The 18,136-nt window shown below is 40.5% G+C and carries 14 protein-coding genes, 1 tRNA gene and 1 pseudogene; 3 read left to right on the forward strand and 13 right to left on the reverse strand.

The window, feature by feature from the left end; translation table 11 throughout:
• Positions 1-129 precede the first annotated feature (129 nt).
• From FTU09_RS08225 to efp, 9 genes and pseudogenes are all read right to left on the reverse strand, one after another.
• Positions 130-309 carry a hypothetical protein gene (locus tag FTU09_RS08225; protein ID WP_004971601.1) on the reverse strand — a complete coding sequence of 60 codons (180 nt, stop codon included), beginning with the start codon at positions 307-309 and terminating at the stop codon, positions 130-132.
• Positions 310-425: 116 nt separating this feature from the next.
• Positions 426-962, reverse strand: a pseudogene (locus FTU09_RS08230) (ABC transporter permease); the annotation flags it as partial.
• A gap of 225 nt (positions 963-1,187) precedes the next feature.
• A tRNA-Val gene (locus FTU09_RS08235) sits at positions 1,188-1,264 on the reverse strand.
• Positions 1,265-1,296: 32 nt separating this feature from the next.
• Positions 1,297-3,324, reverse strand: coding sequence for a DUF3488 and transglutaminase-like domain-containing protein (locus FTU09_RS08240; RefSeq protein ID WP_136143497.1), 2,028 nt, complete (start codon positions 3,322-3,324; stop codon positions 1,297-1,299).
• Positions 3,325-3,329: 5 nt separating this feature from the next.
• Entirely contained in the window at positions 3,330-4,238 is a 909-nt protein-coding gene (locus FTU09_RS08245) for a DUF58 domain-containing protein (RefSeq protein ID WP_167845921.1), read from the reverse strand.
• 7 nt (positions 4,239-4,245) lie between these two features.
• Complete coding sequence (locus tag FTU09_RS08250; RefSeq protein ID WP_096901148.1) at positions 4,246-5,205, reverse strand: MoxR family ATPase; 960 nt, start codon at positions 5,203-5,205, stop codon at positions 4,246-4,248.
• A gap of 157 nt (positions 5,206-5,362) precedes the next feature.
• Positions 5,363-5,668, reverse strand: coding sequence for a YbdD/YjiX family protein (locus FTU09_RS08255; RefSeq protein WP_004971610.1), 306 nt, complete (start codon positions 5,666-5,668; stop codon positions 5,363-5,365).
• Positions 5,669-5,678: 10 nt separating this feature from the next.
• Positions 5,679-7,778 (reverse strand): carbon starvation CstA family protein, encoded by a 2,100-nt coding sequence (locus FTU09_RS08260; RefSeq protein WP_004971612.1) that lies wholly within the window; start codon positions 7,776-7,778, stop codon positions 5,679-5,681.
• 266 nt (positions 7,779-8,044) lie between these two features.
• Entirely contained in the window at positions 8,045-8,614 is a 570-nt protein-coding gene (gene efp / locus FTU09_RS08265) for an elongation factor P (RefSeq protein WP_004971615.1), read from the reverse strand.
• A gap of 312 nt (positions 8,615-8,926) precedes the next feature.
• Between efp and epmB the strand changes: the two genes are divergently transcribed.
• From epmB to FTU09_RS08280, 3 genes are read left to right on the forward strand one after another with little or no spacing between them, the layout of a single operon-like run.
• Complete coding sequence (gene epmB / locus FTU09_RS08270; protein ID WP_131261140.1) at positions 8,927-9,943, forward strand: EF-P beta-lysylation protein EpmB; 1,017 nt, start codon at positions 8,927-8,929, stop codon at positions 9,941-9,943.
• A 14-nt stretch (positions 9,944-9,957) separates the two neighbouring features.
• Positions 9,958-11,703: a hypothetical protein gene (locus tag FTU09_RS08275; protein ID WP_004971620.1), complete on the forward strand. Its 1,746-nt coding sequence runs from the start codon at positions 9,958-9,960 to the stop codon at positions 11,701-11,703.
• The gene (locus FTU09_RS08280) at positions 11,685-13,808 is read left to right on the forward strand and encodes an EAL domain-containing protein (protein WP_180059831.1); all 2,124 of its coding nucleotides are present in this window, start codon (positions 11,685-11,687) and stop codon (positions 13,806-13,808) included. The genes FTU09_RS08275 and FTU09_RS08280 overlap by 19 nt, the downstream gene beginning before the upstream one ends.
• Before the next feature lie 86 nt (positions 13,809-13,894).
• Here FTU09_RS08280 and rpmE read toward each other — a convergent pair whose 3' ends face one another.
• The 4 genes from rpmE to FTU09_RS08300 form a co-directional block, all read right to left on the reverse strand.
• A complete protein-coding gene (rpmE, locus tag FTU09_RS08285; RefSeq protein ID WP_004971624.1) occupies positions 13,895-14,119 on the reverse strand; it encodes a 50S ribosomal protein L31 in 225 nt (74 codons plus the stop codon).
• A gap of 203 nt (positions 14,120-14,322) precedes the next feature.
• Positions 14,323-15,321 carry a bile acid:sodium symporter family protein gene (locus FTU09_RS08290; protein ID WP_171062555.1) on the reverse strand — a complete coding sequence of 333 codons (999 nt, stop codon included), beginning with the start codon at positions 15,319-15,321 and terminating at the stop codon, positions 14,323-14,325.
• Positions 15,322-15,511: 190 nt separating this feature from the next.
• Complete coding sequence (gloA, locus tag FTU09_RS08295; protein WP_004971627.1) at positions 15,512-15,913, reverse strand: lactoylglutathione lyase; 402 nt, start codon at positions 15,911-15,913, stop codon at positions 15,512-15,514.
• A gap of 1 nt (position 15,914) precedes the next feature.
• Positions 15,915-18,113: an MFS transporter gene (locus FTU09_RS08300; protein ID WP_180079971.1), complete on the reverse strand. Its 2,199-nt coding sequence runs from the start codon at positions 18,111-18,113 to the stop codon at positions 15,915-15,917.
• Positions 18,114-18,136 lie beyond the last annotated feature (23 nt).

Consider the following 18,136-nt stretch of genomic DNA (forward strand, 5'->3'; position numbering starts at 1 on the left):
ATTATACCATAGGGATTTTTTAAAAATTCTAGTTTTTTGAATTAAAGATAAAATTTTACGATAAAGTGAAGCACACAAAAGTGTGATGAATAAAGCAATTACCACACATTATGTTAGAAATTTCTACGCTTATTCTGTGACTTGCAAAATCTGTGGTGTAGCCGCTTCTGTTTTTTCTAGCGATAAATTTGCAGATTCAGTCAAAACTCGGTTCAGTTCTGCCTGCTTTCGCGTTTCCTCTTCCAAGTAAACGAGATAACCTAATAAAACGACCAACACCACCAAAACTGGCACAAGAATGTGTTTCATGTCATTTACTTTTATTGAACAATTTTCATACATATTAGCAAAAATTATGCGCGGTGTAACTCTTAATACGCCCCAGTCAAAATTTGTGCTTCAGCGATCAAACTCAATCTATTACATTAAGCCATTGTATGAATGGTATTTTTAAAACGTTTCCAAGATACATAGAAAAATGTTGTTGCAATTGCGATTAACCATAGAAAGGAAGGCCAGACCACATCCAATCCTGCATTTCGGTATAAAATTGCTTGCGCCAATGTTACAAAATGCATTGTCGTTGCAATCAACATGATATTTTGAATAATTTCTGGCATGCTTTCTCGTGGTGTACTTGCCCCAGACAACATTTGCAAGGGAATCAGAATAAGCATCATCAGCAAACCGAATTGCGGCATCGATTTAGACACGGTTGCCATATATATACCCATTGAGGTTGTTGCAAATAAGGTCAGCAAGGCTCCAAAGAAAAATAACAGCAAACTTCCTTCTATGGGTACCTGTAATGCCCCCTGCACCACTACTTTTAAGCCTAAAAAAGCTGCTAAAAGCACCACAAGGCTCATCGATAAAACCTTTGCCAGCATAATTTCAAAAACCGTGACTAGCATAACCGTTAAATGCTTAATGGTGCCATGTTCTCGCTCACGAATCAGTGCACAAATGAAATGTGGAAAGAGGCTTCAAAGCTCTAGTGCAAAATAAAAACCAATTAGTGCAAAATAAGCCGAAAACTTACATGTGTACACCACTGTGTACATATTTTTAAACTATAAGCGAATTTATGTATCTTTAAGAAAAGCAATAAAAAAGCCCTAAATCGTTATAATTCAGAGCTTTATTACTTATATGAAGTTATGTAACAACATATAATTTTAATGTATTGGTAGGCATATCCAGACTCGAACTGGAGACCTCTACGATGTCAACGTAGCGCTCTAACCAACTGAGCTATACGCCTAAAGTGCTTCGCATCATATTCAGTTTTGATTTTTAAGACAAGTCCTTTCTGTGTTTTTTCAACACATCCGAGCAAGTTTTAAGCAAATCAAAAAACACCTGCTCTGAAACACGGTCATGTTCAGGCGCATAAGAATATTGTTGATAGCACACGCCTAAACGCTTAAATGCCTCTTGTTCATTTGCATCTACCTGCGCTGCTAAACGCTGCATCCACACACTCACTGTTTCTGCATCCTGTTTTTGCAACTGAGCGGGCAATCTTTTAGAAAATTTGTCTAAGGCACGATTTATGCGAGAACCTTGCTGACGTTTTTTCCAAAAAATCCAGCCAAAATACCCTGCTAAGATCATGAGAATACTTGAAACCAACACCGCTGCCAAAGCATAGTTTGAGTGCAGCCCTAAGCGTCCAAACCAGTGACGCTGTGACTCGGCATCATAACCCACGACCTTGCTTTGCCATTGATAACTTGCATAATCACTCCACACCCGTAAAGAACGAATAAAATTAGAATGTTGGTATTGCCACATTTGTGTGTCAGCACCCAAAACGGCCCGATCATCTGCCATTAGGTTTTGCATACCATCATCTATACGTTGAGGTGCAATGATGGCTGTCGGGTCTATGCGTACCCATTGTTGATTGAGCAACACTTCTGTCCAAGCATGTGCATCTTGCTGTCGTACTTCCCAGCTTTGTCCATCGGGTGCAAGTTCCCCACCCTGATAGCCCACGACTACACGCGCTGGAATCCCGACATAACGCATCAATAAGGCAAAACTTGAGGCATAATGTTCACAAAAACCTTGCTTACTCTGAAACAAGAATTCATCGACTCGGTTTTGTCCGAGCATTCCAGGTTTTAAGGTATAACTAAAGCCATTATTGCGATACCACTGCAATACATTCTGCACGTAGCGTTCAGGTTGTTGCTGACTTTGAGCAAACATCTGCAGGGCAAATTGCTGAGCTTTTGGGTCAGATTGCGTCTGTACCTGAACATTTAAACGCTGGCTAAAGCGTCGATAACGCTCGTTCTGTGCATCATCCCCTTGAATACGTGCAGATTCCCCAACCCACTGCAAAGCAATCGGTTGAATCCGACCATTTTGACGCTGTGGCACCATACTCCAATCACGGCGTAACACATAGCCGTGTTGATTCGGTACAGATTTTTCCAGCGCCATAATCCACTGTACACGTGGATCTGCTGCAATATATTGATACTGAAAATCGACTTGCTCTGGCTGTAATTGTGCTGCCTGAACGGGTTGTTGATTGCTGAAATTGCTTGTCCATGTGCGACCATCATATTGATCCAGTACCATCGCCCGCCAATATAGTTTTGAACGTGGCGGCAGTTGCTGCATATTCCCCACAATACGAAATGCCAAAGCAGAAGATTGTGATAATTCGGCAATATCGCCTGGTGACATCGTGTCACTAATACCTGTCACGCCTTTGGCATCAGGAATAGGTACATGCCACAATGGCGGTAAACGTGGAAAGAATAAAAACAATAATAAAAAGAATGGCAAAGCGTATGCGATAAACTTGGCGACATTTTTAAGGTCATGCTTTGCATCTTGGCTGCTCGAATGACGCGACGCATAATCTGAAAATGCACTTTTTTGAATCCGATATAACCCAATTAAACAACTGATTAAACATAGAATGACCAACACGGTCATCCACATGCTTTGGCTGTATAAAAATGAACTGGCGCTCACAAAAAGCGCAAAATTAAATAAAATAATCAGGTCGCGCTGAGTATGACTTTCTAAAGCTTTGGCAAACAAAAAGGTGCTTAATAAGGCAACCCCTGCCTCTACACCAATCAGGCTTTTATAACTCAAATAAATGCTGGCTAAGGCACAACAGGTCAATCCATAAGTCCAAACTTTAGAAATACGCACTGTCTTGTTTTTATAGTGAAGATACAACAGCAACAACATGAGTCCGAAAATGACACTCAATGCCACAGGGCTAAACAGCATGTGAGCAGCCAAAATTAAGATCAGGCTAAGCAGAATAGATTGCTGAATCGAATTGTGCATGATCATCAAGCCTGTGCCAAAAGAATTTTTGCCTGTTTCAACTGCCGCTCACCTACGCCTTTTTCAAGGGTCGCATGTGGCAAAAACATCGCATAATTCAACTGTTGTTGTTCACATTGCTCGGCCAAACCCATCATCAAACTTAATTTTTCTTCGTGGGTCGGTGCAGGCATGTGTTCATAGTGAATGTCGATACTCTGTTGATCCTGATATTGTTCAAAAACTTTGACATATAAGCCTTGCCCTCGTGCCGCTTGCTTCCACGACACAGCTTGCAAAGAATCGCCCAATTGAAAATCACGCAGCTCACGAAACTCGTCTAAATCAGGTTGAAAGCTGTGTTGATGCTGTTTATTCTCTGCGCTATACATGGCGGCTTTGGGCGCAACCCACGCGGTACGTGTCAAATTCAAATAAGTCCACGCACGTACCAAGCCAAAAGGATAAACCGAATAAATGTGTAAATGAGGGAAATTAAACTGCCCACGTTGCTCCGCAAAAAATGTCAATACATACTGCTGCTGGGTGTCTTGAATAAGAACCTTTTCTAATTGATGATTGGCTTTAATCCATAAATAGCGTGCCTGCGCGACCTCTTGTTTGAAATGCAATTGTAATTGCAATACTTCGCCCACTTGCCCAACTTCAGTAGTCACAATTTCTATCTCTAATTCATGCAACTGCTTAAAGGTCAAATAAAAGCTGATACATAAAATGGCACTGATCAAAAAGCAAAAGCCTAAAATCAGGTTATTGCCATAATTCACGCCTGCAATAAACGTGATCAAAATCAGCACTAAATACAGATAGCCCTGTTGGTAAATAAAAACCAAAATATCTTTTTGTTTTAAGGCCTTGTGTCGATCAAATTTAAAACGTGTCTTGATCCAGTTTTGCCATGCCTGCTTAAACATGCGTGTACTAACTCACTTTAACCTGTTGCATCACATACAAAGTTTCTGCCTCACTCAATCCAATACGATGTGCAGCAACTGCCACAAATACCGCTTGAATATCATCGGCAGTGACAAAACTACGTTGCTCAATTAGAGCATGTGCTTGTGCTGCTTTTTTCAATGCCAAAACACCACGGGTAGATAATCCGTGACGCGCTTTACGGGTTTCTGTGGCTAAGTCGAGTAAGTAATCTAGCGCGGTATCTGACACATAAATTTCCGTGACCAATTGCTGTAAATTTAAAATTTCTGTTTCAGTAAAAATATGGGCCAAACTGGCAATCAGCGCATGTCTGGAGTTTTGTTGCAGCAACATTTTTTCAGCAAAACGCGATGGATAACCCAAAGACAGACGCATTAAAAAACGATCAAGCTGTGATTCTGGCAGCGCATAAGTACCACTTTGAAACAGTGGATTTTGTGTGGCAATCACCCAAAAAGGTTGCGGCAAGCTATAACGCACACCATCCACCGTAACCGCGCCTTCTTCCATCGCTTCCAACAAGGCACTTTGGGTTTTAGGCGAACAACGGTTAATTTCATCTGCCAATAAAATTTGGGTAAAAATAGGGCCTTGCTTAAACTCAAATTGATGTTCTTTTTGATTAAACATATTCACGCCAATCACATCACTGGCCAGCATGTCATTGGTAAACTGAATACGCTGAAATTGCAGACCCGCCAAGTGCGATAAGGCACTCGATAAAGTCGTTTTACCTAATCCGGGTAAATCTTCAAAAAGCACATGCCCGCCCGCCAACAAACAACTTAACGCCAATTTGGTCTGCTGTTCTTTATCTAAAATAATGGTATTAATTTCAGTCAAAAAAGCCTGAATTTTTCCAGCATAAGATTCAATCTGTGCATTGAGCTGTTGCTGCGCTTGCGTCAGTTGTTGTTTTTGAACTTTTTCTGTACCCCAAATCACAGTAAATCCCCTTATCCCCAATAAAAAACGGCGCATGTTTAAACATACACCGTTTTGCTAAATTTCCAAAGAAATCCTCGAGATATTCTAAACTGCCTAAAAAAGTAAGTTTTAAACAGCTCGTATCTCTATACGTTTCCATCGTGATACGGGATTAACACGGACACTTTTTCAAACCACCTTTTGCCGATGGATAACGCGCATCGACACAGTAGCGATAAAAAGTCTTCGGATCCATGGCTTCTAAATCTGGATGATGCTTACGCATGTGTTCCAAATAATTCTGATAATCGGGTACACCGACCATTAAACGAAAACTTTGTTGCAAACGCTGCCATAAAGTAGCGATACGCGACCAGTTTTTCGGATTCAGAATCAAATCCTTTTGCGACATGATGGTCATTTTAATGATGTTGTAAATCACCGTTTTACTCTGTTGGGCAAATTTAAGCTTAATCATGTGCTCACTCCTAATGACCACTATTCGGCTGAATCGTTTCAGGATCACGATAAATCGCTTCAGCTTCATGTACAGTTGGTGTTGGACTTGCCAAGGCACGACGAATCACCCCAATGGCAGCGAACAACATCACAAATGCCACAATCATAAAGAAACCACATAACACGGCATTAATTTGATTGGACATGACAATGGTTTGCATTTCAGTCACTGTTTTTGCAGGTGCTAAAATTTCATTGCGTTGAATTGCAGCATTGAAACGATCTGCTTGCGCCAAGAAACCAATTTTGGGATTGTCGTGGAAAATCTTTTGCCAACCTGCAGTCATTGAAGTAATGAACAAGAAAACTGTAGGGATAATCGTCACCCAAACATATTTTTCTTTTTTCATTTTAAACAGAATCACTGTACCTAAAATGAGCGCCATCGCTGCCAAAATTTGGTTACCAATACCAAATAGAGGCCATAAGCTATTAATACCGCCTAAAGGATCGACCACGCCTTGATAGACGAAGAAGCCCCAACCAGCCACCGCAACTGCTGTGCCAAGCAAGTTACCAAAGAAGTTATGTGAGTTTTTCACTGCAGGAATAACAATACCTACAGTATCTTGCACCATAAAACGGCAAGCACGTGTGCCTGCATCTACTGCAGTTAAAATAAATAAGGCTTCAAATAAAATGGCAAAGTGATACCAGAATGCCATCATTGAGCGGTTATTAAAAATCTCGGTGATGATATGTGCCATACCAATTGCAAACGTTGGCGCACCACCCGTACGTGACAGAATCGAGCTTTCACCGACTTCTTTTGCCAAAATGGTTAAAGCCTCAGGAGTCACTACAAAGCCTAAATTTCGTACCGCTTCTGCTGCACTTTCCACCGTTGTACCTAAAACTGCAGTGGGTGCATTAATGGCAAAGTACACGCCTGGGTCTAGCACCGTGGCACAAATCATTGCCATGATTGCCACGAAAGACTCCATCAACATGCCGCCATAACCAATCATCCGAATGTCTTTTTCGTTATTGACCAGTTTTGGCGTCGTACCTGAAGACACTAAGGCGTGGAAACCTGAAATCGCACCGCAGGCAATGGTAATAAATAAGAATGGGAACAATGAACCCGCAAATACTGGCCCTGTACCATCAATAAAATGGGTCACCGCAGGCATCTTCATTTCAGGCATTGCAAACACAATCCCGACAGCCAAACCCGCTATAACACCAATTTTTAAGAACGTCGATAAATAATCACGTGGCGCCAATAACAACCACACTGGCAAAACTGAAGCAATAAAACCGTAGGCAATTAAACACCACGTTAATTCTGTGCCACTTAAAGTAAATAAAGGCCCCCAGAATGGATGCTGTGCAACATTTTCACCATAAATAATACCCATCATCATCAGGACAAAACCAATAATGGAAACCTCAGCAATTTTCCCCGGACGAATAAAACGCATATAAATGCCCATGAAAATCGCAATTGGGATGGTGGCTGCAATACTAAATACGCCCCACGGACTATTGGTTAAAGCTTTCACGACAACCAAAGCGAGTACGGCAAGAATAATCACCATCACGCCCAGCGCACCCAGCATGACAATCACACCAGCAAATGAACCCAACTCTTGTTTTGCCATTTCTCCCAAAGAACGCCCATCACGACGTGTAGAAATAAACAAAACCAAAAAGTCTTGGACTGCACCTGCCAACACCACCCCGACTAAAAGCCAGATCGTGCCGGGTAAATAACCCATTTGTGCTGCAAGAATAGGCCCAACTAAAGGGCCTGCACCTGCAATCGCGGCAAAGTGGTGACCAAATAACACACTTTTATTGGTGGGCACATAATCTAAACCGTCAGCCAAACGATGTGCGGGCGTTAAGCGTCGCTCATTTAACTCAAATACTTTGGTGGCAATAAATAAACTGTAGAAGCGGTATGCAATGCTATAGACACAGACCGCAGCTAAAACTAACCAGACTGCATTGACGTGTTCGCCTCTACTGACTGCCAATATCCCAAAAGATACTGCACCCAATATAGCGACCAAAAGCCATATAATTTTTGAAGTCAGACCTGACTTCGGTTGAACTGTTTCCATGTCAATCTCTCTTCTTGTTACATTTTTTAAGCGTTACTTTTATTGTCGAGATGTAGCTTTATTTCCTAAATCCTTGGTTGATCCTGCTCCTTTTATTTTGATGTCTGCTGCCCTTACATCCATAGTGTGCGCTACCGTACACTTAAATGGAGCACCAACAGTTTCCTATACTTTTCACCTATTCTTTTACCACATAATCAAATCAACAAAAAAGGGGGATGACGCGAATCATCCCCCTCTTTTACTTATGATTTATCAATAAATCATTATGCGCGTTCTAGGTATTCACCTGTACGTGTATCTACACGAACGCTTTCTTCTTGCTGTACGAATAAAGGAACACGTACCACTGCACCTGTTTCTAATTTCGCTGGTTTACCGCCACCACCAGAAGTATCGCCACGTACACCCGGATCAGTTTCGACAATTTTTAATACCACGAAGTTTGGTGCGTTTACAGTTAAAGGCACACCGTTAAACAACATAATGGTACATTTTTCGTTTGAATCATCTTTTAACCATTTTGCAGCATCGCCCATTGCGGTTTTGTCAGCAGCAATTTGCTCAAAAGATACAGGATCCATGAAGTTCCACATTTCGCCATCGTTGTAGAGGTATTCCATTTCTACTTCTACAATGTCAGCTGCTTCTAGTGAATCACCAGACTTAAATGTTTTTTCTAAAACTTTACCAGAACGAAGGTTACGAAGTTTTACGCGGTTAAACGCTTGACCTTTACCTGGCTTTACATATTCATTTTCCATGATTGAACATGGGTTACCATCAAGCATAACCTTAAGGCCTGACTTGAAATCATTCGTAGAATAATAGGCCATGACTGGCACACTCCAAACTGACTAACTTAACTATTTATGTTACAAAGCAAATGACCAACGCAGCTTTGCGATGCTCGCCATCTTGCAACATCTTTTTTCATCGGACGTATTGTAAATGAGCAAGCCATAACGAAGCAATGAAAATCCACTACCGATCACCTCAAGATATCGGTAAAATCAGCTGTTTTGTAATGATTCTGATTCAAAGCGATTAATCATTCGCGGCATTCACGCTCAATGAACAAAGAATTCATCTACGCTAAATAGATCTGTACTTGGTTCCTTTCACCTCATATTTAAATCTTTTCTGGCATGATCAACTACCTGTACCAAGAACAAAACTGGCAATCTCAACTCAGTGACTTGATCACCGACCCACGCGAATTGTTAAATATTTTAGAGCTGTCTGAACAGCAGTTGCTGTCAGGTGCTTTACTGGCATCCAATCAGTTTAAATTGCGTATCCCGCGTGCATTTGTGGCCAAAATGCAAAAAGGCAATCCACTCGATCCTTTACTGTTACAGGTTCTGCCGCATCATTTAGAACTGGAAGATCATCCTGGATTTGTGACCGACCCTTTGGGTGAGGAACAAGCCAATCAACAATCTGGAGTCTTACACAAATATAAATCACGCTTTTTGCTGACCTTGACTGGTGCTTGCGCAGTACATTGTCGTTATTGTTTCCGCAGGCACTTTCCTTATCAGGAAAATCTGCCAAAAACTGAAGACTGGGACAATATCCGTAATTACATTGAAAGTCAGCCCGATATTAATGAAGTGATTTTAAGTGGTGGCGACCCGCTCACTTTGTCAAATCGTAAATTAAATATCTGGATTGAGCGATTGGCGTCTATTCCGCAAATAAAATTTTTGAGAATTCATTCACGAGTTCCGATTGTTATTCCCAACCGTGTCGATGAATCGCTGATTTCCTTACTAAAAAATAGTAGGCTGCGTATTATTCTAGTGGTACACTCGAACCACGCATCAGAATTAGATGACTTTACCTGTTCGCAACTTGCCAAGTTAGTCGAACAAAACATCACCGTTCTGAATCAAGCAGTCTTATTAAATGGGGTCAATAATTCTGCTCAGGTCTTGGTCGATTTAAGCTATCGTCTTTTTGATGCGGGGGTGATGCCTTACTATTTACACGTGTTAGATAAAGTAAAAGGAGCGCATCATTTTGATTTAATGCCGCAAGACATTGATCACATCTATAAAGAGCTTTTAGCGAACTTACCCGGCTATTTAGTTCCTAAACTCGTTAGGGAAATTGCGGGCGAAAAAAACAAGACACCGCTTTTTGGGGTTTCAACTTATTGAGTTAAATAACAATCATGAATATGAATACTTCAGATCTTTTTCTAGTTCCCAGCGAACTAAAGCTGGAGCAATTGAGTTTTTGTCAAAATACGGTTAAAAGCATTCAGGCATGGGCAGCGGATTTATCCATTTTACAATTGGGTGATTCTTCCCAAGCTCTATTTAATGCACTTTTAGAAATTTCAGAACTGAAATGTCAGGAAACATTACGTTTTGACTTAATTCAAGCTATTCATCCGACACTTGAAAATGTGCTTACCAGTCTGGAAAAGCATTTTTTCAACCAAGCTTTGATTAGTAATGACCGCAACGATCATATTATTGAACTCGCGCTGTTATTACGCAGTCATTTCGCCAAAGTCTATATTAATATTTCCCGACGTAGCCACCAACAACTCACCCAACAAAAATTTTCTTTATTTGCCTTTAATTTAAAAAAGAACTTACAAACTGCACGAGTTCTATCTAGCTATTATGCTTTACAACAATTAGCTCTACTGCGCTATCAACAACACATGCTTTATAGCCACGCCTTGCCAAATCAGTGGTTAATTGCACACCAACTTTTAGATACAGCCATTCAACAACATTATTATTTAAATAATATTAATCAGTTACAAGGCACACAACATCAACTGATTAATATTGCTCAAGCCTATGCACAGCTGATTTTATTGGAAATTTTCAATACCCATCAAATTCGACCTGCAGAAATTCAAGGCTTATATCTCTGTAGCTTTGATTGGGCAAAACTGATTCAAGTTTTACCCAAAGAAACGACGCTTTCACGTTATGTGGTCGATGCAAGCAAAGATCATCCACCTATTTACAATACGCACCAAAGCCAAGGTTTTCATGCCAATATTTTTATTGCAACTCAACCCCTACTCGATCATTTAAATGAAGTTCAAGGTCGTAAAGGTGAACATTTATCACGCAATGAAAAGCTATTCTTAACCCCTGCTTTGCATTTCCATTTGCACAATATTTTGACCAATACAGCAGAACGTGTGCATGAGCGTTATGAATATTCGGCACGGATTAAAATTTGCTTTGGTTTGACTGTGGCACATTTTTATCTGTCTAATGGTAAAAACTTCAATGAAACGCTGGCTTTGGGCGATAACTACCAATTCCAGAATGAAAGCCAGTTTATCAATGCCATGCATACCAACTCTACGGTAGATATTAGCGCTGTTAAAACCTTAGACCGTGAAGCCAAACAAATTTACAATGCCGATGTTTTAGATATTAGTGTCAATGGCTATCGTATTAAATGGACGGGTGAAACACCGAAAAACCTTAAAACAGGTGAATTTATTCTGGTTCAGGAAAATAGCCAAAGTCCGTGGCGTGGTGGTGTCATTCGCTGGATTAAACAATCTGCTGAAAAAAGCTTAGAACTTGGCTTGGAAATTTTAACCCAAGATATTTACCCTTGTGCTGTTTTTGTTAAAACAGATCGGCATACAGGACATTATCATCCAGCATTATTGGTACAAAGTACGCAGGTCAATGAAGTCAATACCTCATTGATTTTGCCAAGTCTGCAATTATTACGTGACAAACAAACCGTACAGCTACGTTTAGGTGAAGAAGAACTAAAAGTGTTCTTAATTAAGCCGTTATTGATTACCCAAAGCTTTATGCGCTTTGATTTTGAGTTGTTGAATGACCAACAACAGCCTTTACTTGATGGTTTTATTCAGAAACAAGTGAATGAAGTTAAAAATCACGATTTATGGGAAGCATTAAAGTGAGAAATCCATTATTGTCTAAAAAGCTCAAACGTACCGAAACACGTTTACTCATAATCGATGACAACCAAATACGTTTTAATCAAATTTGTGAACAACTCACTGCAAATGAGCACCGTGTTCAGGCTTATCTATTAGATGACATTAAAAACTTTGAAAAACAATTACATTTAACTTGGGATTTGGTGATCTTTGGTCGTGCTTATGACCTAAAAGTCGATCAGGCACTCACTTTAATTCGTGCATCACAGCAACCAAATTTACCGCTACTTTTGCTCAAACCAGACGATTACGATGCCACGCAATACACCAGTTATGTGCGCAAAGGCATCTATGACATTATCAATTTAGATTACCCCGAACGCTTCTATTTTGGCTTAATTCGCGCACTGTCTTTTAGTCGCTTACAGCAGTCACAAGAACAACTTATGACTGAACTGGAAAATGCACAATCACAAGCTCAGGCGTTGGTCGAAGACAGTAGCAAAGCAGTAGCCATTATTCAGGAAGGAATTCATGCACAAGCCAATGCTGAATATTTACAGCTATTTGGTTTAAAAAGTGAAGATGACCTTATTGGCTTGCCATTATTGGATTTATTGCAACCGCAAGATATTACAGATTTTAAATTCCGCTTTAAGAAAGTCAGTCAAGGACAATTTGAACACGGCCGTTTTGATATTCATAGCCAAAACCCGCTTCTGGCAAAACAAAACCCGCTCAAAATTGAATTTGTTGGAGCAGCTGACGACGCCATACAAATCACCATAGATATTGAAAATACGGCGCAAAATACTGTCCCTGCTCAAACGACAGCAGACAAAGCAGCGACAAAACCAAGCACATACCAATTGGTAAATCGCACTTTAGCCAAACAGCCTTCTAGTGCCAATGCTTTGGTGGTATTTTCTTTGGCGAACTGTCCTGAATCAATTTTCCAAGCCGACTGGCAAACCACAAAAAATTACTTTACCAACATTCAAAATTTTTTAAAAGAACAGACCAATGTACCATTATTTAATGTGAGTAATGGTTTAGTGGTTGGTTTGTTCCAAGCAGAATCGCCTGCAATTTTAGAATCGAAACTGATTGGCTTAAATTCACTCACGAAACCGCAATTACTTACGGTAGATCAACATACTTACCCACTTAATTTGCGTATTGGTTATGTGCCATTCACTCCAGACATTCAAAATGAAAGCAGTTTTGAGCAACTGATTAGCCAAGGTTTTGCCAACGCATTACCACAACAGCAAGAACAACATAACTCAGGTTTAACCTTAGACTTGTCCTTTGGTGAATCTAACTTAAATGTAATTGAATCTGCTGCAGCTGTACCACAATCGTATAGTGAATCTGCGATTATTGCAGCGATACGTCAAAGTCTTGATCGTGGTGAAATTCATCTGAAGTATCAACAACTTTATGATAAGCAAGACACCAATTTATATACCTATGAAGTAACTAGTGGCTTTATTTTCAATAGTGAATGGAAATCACTGACAGGCTTAATAGATTTGGCTGAAGACCCAGAATTATCCATTAAACTGGATCGTTGGATTTTGGTCGAAGCTTGTAAACAATTGCACAACTTCATCACCCAATATCCTGAAGCGAAGCTGATTATCAATTTAAACAAATTTGTTTTATTACAAGACCGCAGCTTCCCTGAGTTTGTGTCTAAACTGATAACGATTATTGGTAGCCGCCTCAGCCATCCATTAATTTTGCAATTCTCTGAAGAAGACATCAGCCAAAACTTAGGTGATGCGCAGAAACAAATCAGTTTATTACGTCAGCACGGCGCTGAAATTTCTCTGCGTGATTTTGGTCATTCGATTTATAGTGAATCTATCTTGAAACAAGTCGATATTCACTACTTGACCTTGCACAGTGCACTGACTGAAAAACTGGCTGCTGATGACTCGACGCAAGAATTACAGGAACAATTGAGCATTTATAGTGAAATTAAACCTGTAGAAGTGTTATTGCGTGACTTAAATGATATGAACCTGTTTGCGAATGCGTGGAATGTCGATGCGCGCTTTATTCAGGGTGATTATTTCCAGAAAAAACTCGATCATTTAATTGATGTGCAAGACCAATAAGGTCTTGTGCATTAGGGTCTATTTGTAGACCCTAAAATTTAAGGCACAAAAAAACGGGCAATTGCCCGTTTTTTTCGTACTGGATATTAACGTTTGATAGAACGTGACATACCAGCAAAACGTTGTTTGAACTTGTCGATACGACCGCCAGTGTCAACGTTCTTTTGCTTACCAGTGTAGAACGGGTGGCATGCAGAACATACGTCAAGATAAAGAGTTTCTTTACCAACTGCTGAACGAGTTTCGATTACGTTACCGCAAGAACAAGTTGCAACTAATTTTTCATATTTTGGGTGAATATCGGCGCGCATCGTCGATTACTCCTAAGATTTAAGAAGGCTTAAGCTGTCATCGCAATTGGTCACTCTCATTAAAAAAATGAGGACATGCTTTAAAAGCAGACCAACACCACAACAGACCATTCTTTTGGCCCACCGAGACGGATACCGTCAGAGCTAAGCACAACAAGTTGGGCAATATTATACGGAATAAAATATTTTAAAGCTAATTATTCTTAGGAATTTAATTCCTGAGGTTCAGTCGAATCGGGCTGCTTTTCGAGATAATTGGCTATCACACCGCACACCATCAACTGAATTTGATGGAAAATCATGATCGGTAAAACAATCATCCCCAACGGCTGCCCAATAAATAAAATTTGCGCCATCGGTACACCACTGGCTAAGGTTTTTTTGGAGCTACAAAAAAATGCGGCAATTTGGTCTTCACGTGCAAAACCCAACCATTGCGGCACAACCCACGCCAACCACATCACAAGGGTCAATAACACGGAACAAGCAATAATCAACAGCAATAAAGTCATACCACTAACTTGATGCCACAATCCTGCTACCACTGCCCCACTAAATGCACCATAAACCACCATCAAAATCGAACCCTGATCAAATACCTTGACCAGCTTTGGTAATTTCAACATCTGAGGAAAAACATAAGGACGTAATAACTGCCCCAAAATAAATGGCACCAATAACAATAAAGTAATTTGAATAATCGAATTTGTCGGGTCAAAACCGTGTTCAGACTGCCCTAAAATAAAGATGCCTACTAAAACTGGGGTAATAAACATCCCAATTAAATTAGAGAATGACGCACTGCAGACTGCGCTGGCAACATTGCCTTTTGCCACTGACGTAAAGGCAATTGAAGATTGCACGGTTGAAGGCAAAAAGCACATGAACAAAAAGCCCCAATACAGCTCCTGCCCGAGCATTGGCACTAGAATTGGCTTTGCCAGCAAACCTAAAATTGGGAATAACGCAAAGGTAAAAGTAAATACCAACGCATGCAATTTCCAATGCATCATGCCCTGAATGACAGCTTCACGTGATAATTTCGCCCCATGCAAAAAGAATAAGATTGCAATGGCAACTGTCGTAATCACACTAAAAACTTCGGCTGCTTGCCCTGACACAGGCACGACACTGGCGAGGATGACCATCACAAACAAAAGAATGGTAAAGCGATCCAATGCCAATAACTTCAACATAAACACATCCTGTATATTCTTTTACTGTTGCAAAAAAGCCCAGCAATTTTTACCTTTCGATAAAGGTATATTACCGAGCAATATTCAAAAAGCGAGCATTTTCAGGCGATGTTCAATATTTTCAAAATGAATACTGAACAACATTCAGTTTATTGCGCCATAAAGGTTTGGTTTTTACTGCTTCACTGATGAAGACTTAGTTATTACGTGCGTTCTGATCTTGCTGAATCAATTCAACTTTATAACCATCTGGGTCTTCAACAAAAGCAATGACAGTTACACCACCTTTCATTGGCCCTGCTTCACGTACCACATTGCCGCCGCGCGCTTTAATTTCTTCACATGCTTTGTAGGCATCGTCTACCGCAATTGCAATATGACCATAACCATTGCCCAAATCATAGCTGTCTGTATCCCAGTTATGCGTCAACTCCAAAACGGTGTGATTTTCTTCATCGCCATAGCCTACAAAAGCAAGGGTAAAACGACCTTCTTCATAATCACGCTTACGCAGCAAAGTCATGCCTAAAACTTCTGTATAAAATTTTAATGATTGCTCTAAATTACCTACACGTAACATGGTATGCAGCATGCGCATGTCATTCATCCTTTTGTTCAATCGGTTTTGCTTGTATGTGTTGATGGTCACGTAACAATTTCGCCACCCACACCACTAAAATTAAAATAGGGATTCCAATTAATGTGGTCATGAGGAAAAAGTTTGGATAACCAATATTGGTCACTATAGTACCTGAATAACCACCTAAAATCTTAGGAGTCAAGGTCATGAGTGAGCTAAAAATTGCATATTGCACAGCAGTAAATGACACACTGGTTAAACTGGATAAAAATGCGATAAAAGCCGCGCCCGCTAAACCTGAAGCCAAGTTATCGACAATAATCGCAAAATATAACCATGCTGTGCTATATGGCTTAATCACCTTGCCCTGAATTTCAACCATATTGTTTGAAGATGATTGAACGATCGGCAAAGGTTGTATATCTACATCCAAAGCATTGCCTTCATGTGTGTTTAAATCGACCTGATAGGTTTGGCTGTGTTGTTGTACTGTTTGCTGTCTATTCAATAATACGGCTTGCAGTTGTTTACTTGGTGAGTCTGCCAAAAGCTGCCCTGCAATCGCTGCCGTAAAAATTCCTTGTGCATCTAGTTTTGCATCAAAATTTTGACCATCTAGCTGCAGTACAATTTTTTGCTGTTCGGTTAAGGCAGGCCCTGCATATTGCCCACGTACGACAATACTGTTGCTGGCTTCATTTTCGCTAATACGATTATCCGAAGTCAGTGGTAAAAACTGGAGTTGTGCAGTTTCAATCTCAGTTTGGTGCAAATACGGCATCGACACTAAACGTGACGGCGTATCGCCCGTTTGGTATTGCGCACGTACCTGAATTTCATCCTGTGTTGCTAAAACCTGACTAGGCACAGCCACTTTCCAATATCCAACTTCATCGGCCTGGGTTTGATATTGTTGCTGCCCCACAGAAACTTGCACATCGCTCAGTTGCTGTCCTGACTTCACCAGACCAATAAAAATAAGATTGGTGGATGATGCCAACACCGCGCCAACAAACATTAATTTCATAATGTTCATACGCTGTGCCAGTAAACCGCCCAAGAAGCCACCCACTAAACTGAAAATGACCCCATAAACCTTAACCGCTTCGGCAATTTGTTCTTTGCTAAAGTTCAAATCCTGATAGAACACATTGGAAATTACACCTGCAATAATGTCTGAAACTCGATAAAAACCAATCAAGAGTAATAACACCAGTGCCAGTTTCATGCCGTAGCGTTTAAAGAAATCTGCAACAGGATGCACCCATGTTTCAAATGCCATCTGTTTATTGACTGCGCCCAATTTGACCAAAATTGTGCCCATGCCTACAGCAGCCGCACCCGATGCAATAAAACGTAAAGCTTCTATAGAAAATAATAAAAATGCATCTTTGAGTTGGAATTGTTGTTTTAAGGCTTCGGTAAAATTACCCGAAAAGACGTAGCACAATACAAAACTGAATACCGCAACAAAAAACACCGTAACCAGACGAAAATAGTCGCGTCGTTGATAATGTTTGCTGACCCGATTCACTTGCGGTTCACGAATCACCAAAGTCGTGATAATGCCAATCAGCATCACCGCAGCCATCGCCAAATAAGTAATTTTCCATGCACTATAAATATAGTTGCCTTTAGCAGTACCTAAAGATGCAGCCAAAAATAAAGCACCTGCCCCTGCAACAATCATCCCAATGCGATAGCCCGCGTTATAAGTCGATGCCAACACGGTTTGCATTTGAGTTTCAGCCAATTCGATACGGTAAGCATCAATCACAATGTCTTGCGTGGCTGCAGAAAAGCCTAGTAATACTGCACCCAATGCCATTTGATATAAATGTGCCTGCCCCAAAGCTGGGTCAGAAAATGCCATGACTGCAATTGCATAGACTATTAAACATTGAGCAATGAGCAGCCATGCCCGACGTCGCCCTAGTTTTTTGGTTAAATAGGGTACGGGTAATTCATCAATTAATGGTGCCCAGACAAATTTAAAGGAATAACCCAAGGCAGCCCAACTAAAGAAAGTGACCGCACTTTTGTCAATGCCTGCTTCGCCCAACCACAAAGATAGACTGGAAAAAATCAGTAAAATTGGAATACCTGCAGAGAAGCCCAAAAACAGCATAATCAGCGCACGACGGTCTAAAAATGCCGTAAATGCTGCTTTCCACCCTGTATTTTGTGCTGAAGTTTGCCCAGTCTGTTGTGTGGTCATTCGATTATTATTTTCTATCAAGT

Origin of the sequence: Acinetobacter sp. YH12058, from assembly GCF_013419805.1 — a bacterium.
Classification (GTDB): Bacteria; Pseudomonadota; Gammaproteobacteria; order Pseudomonadales; family Moraxellaceae; genus Acinetobacter; species Acinetobacter towneri.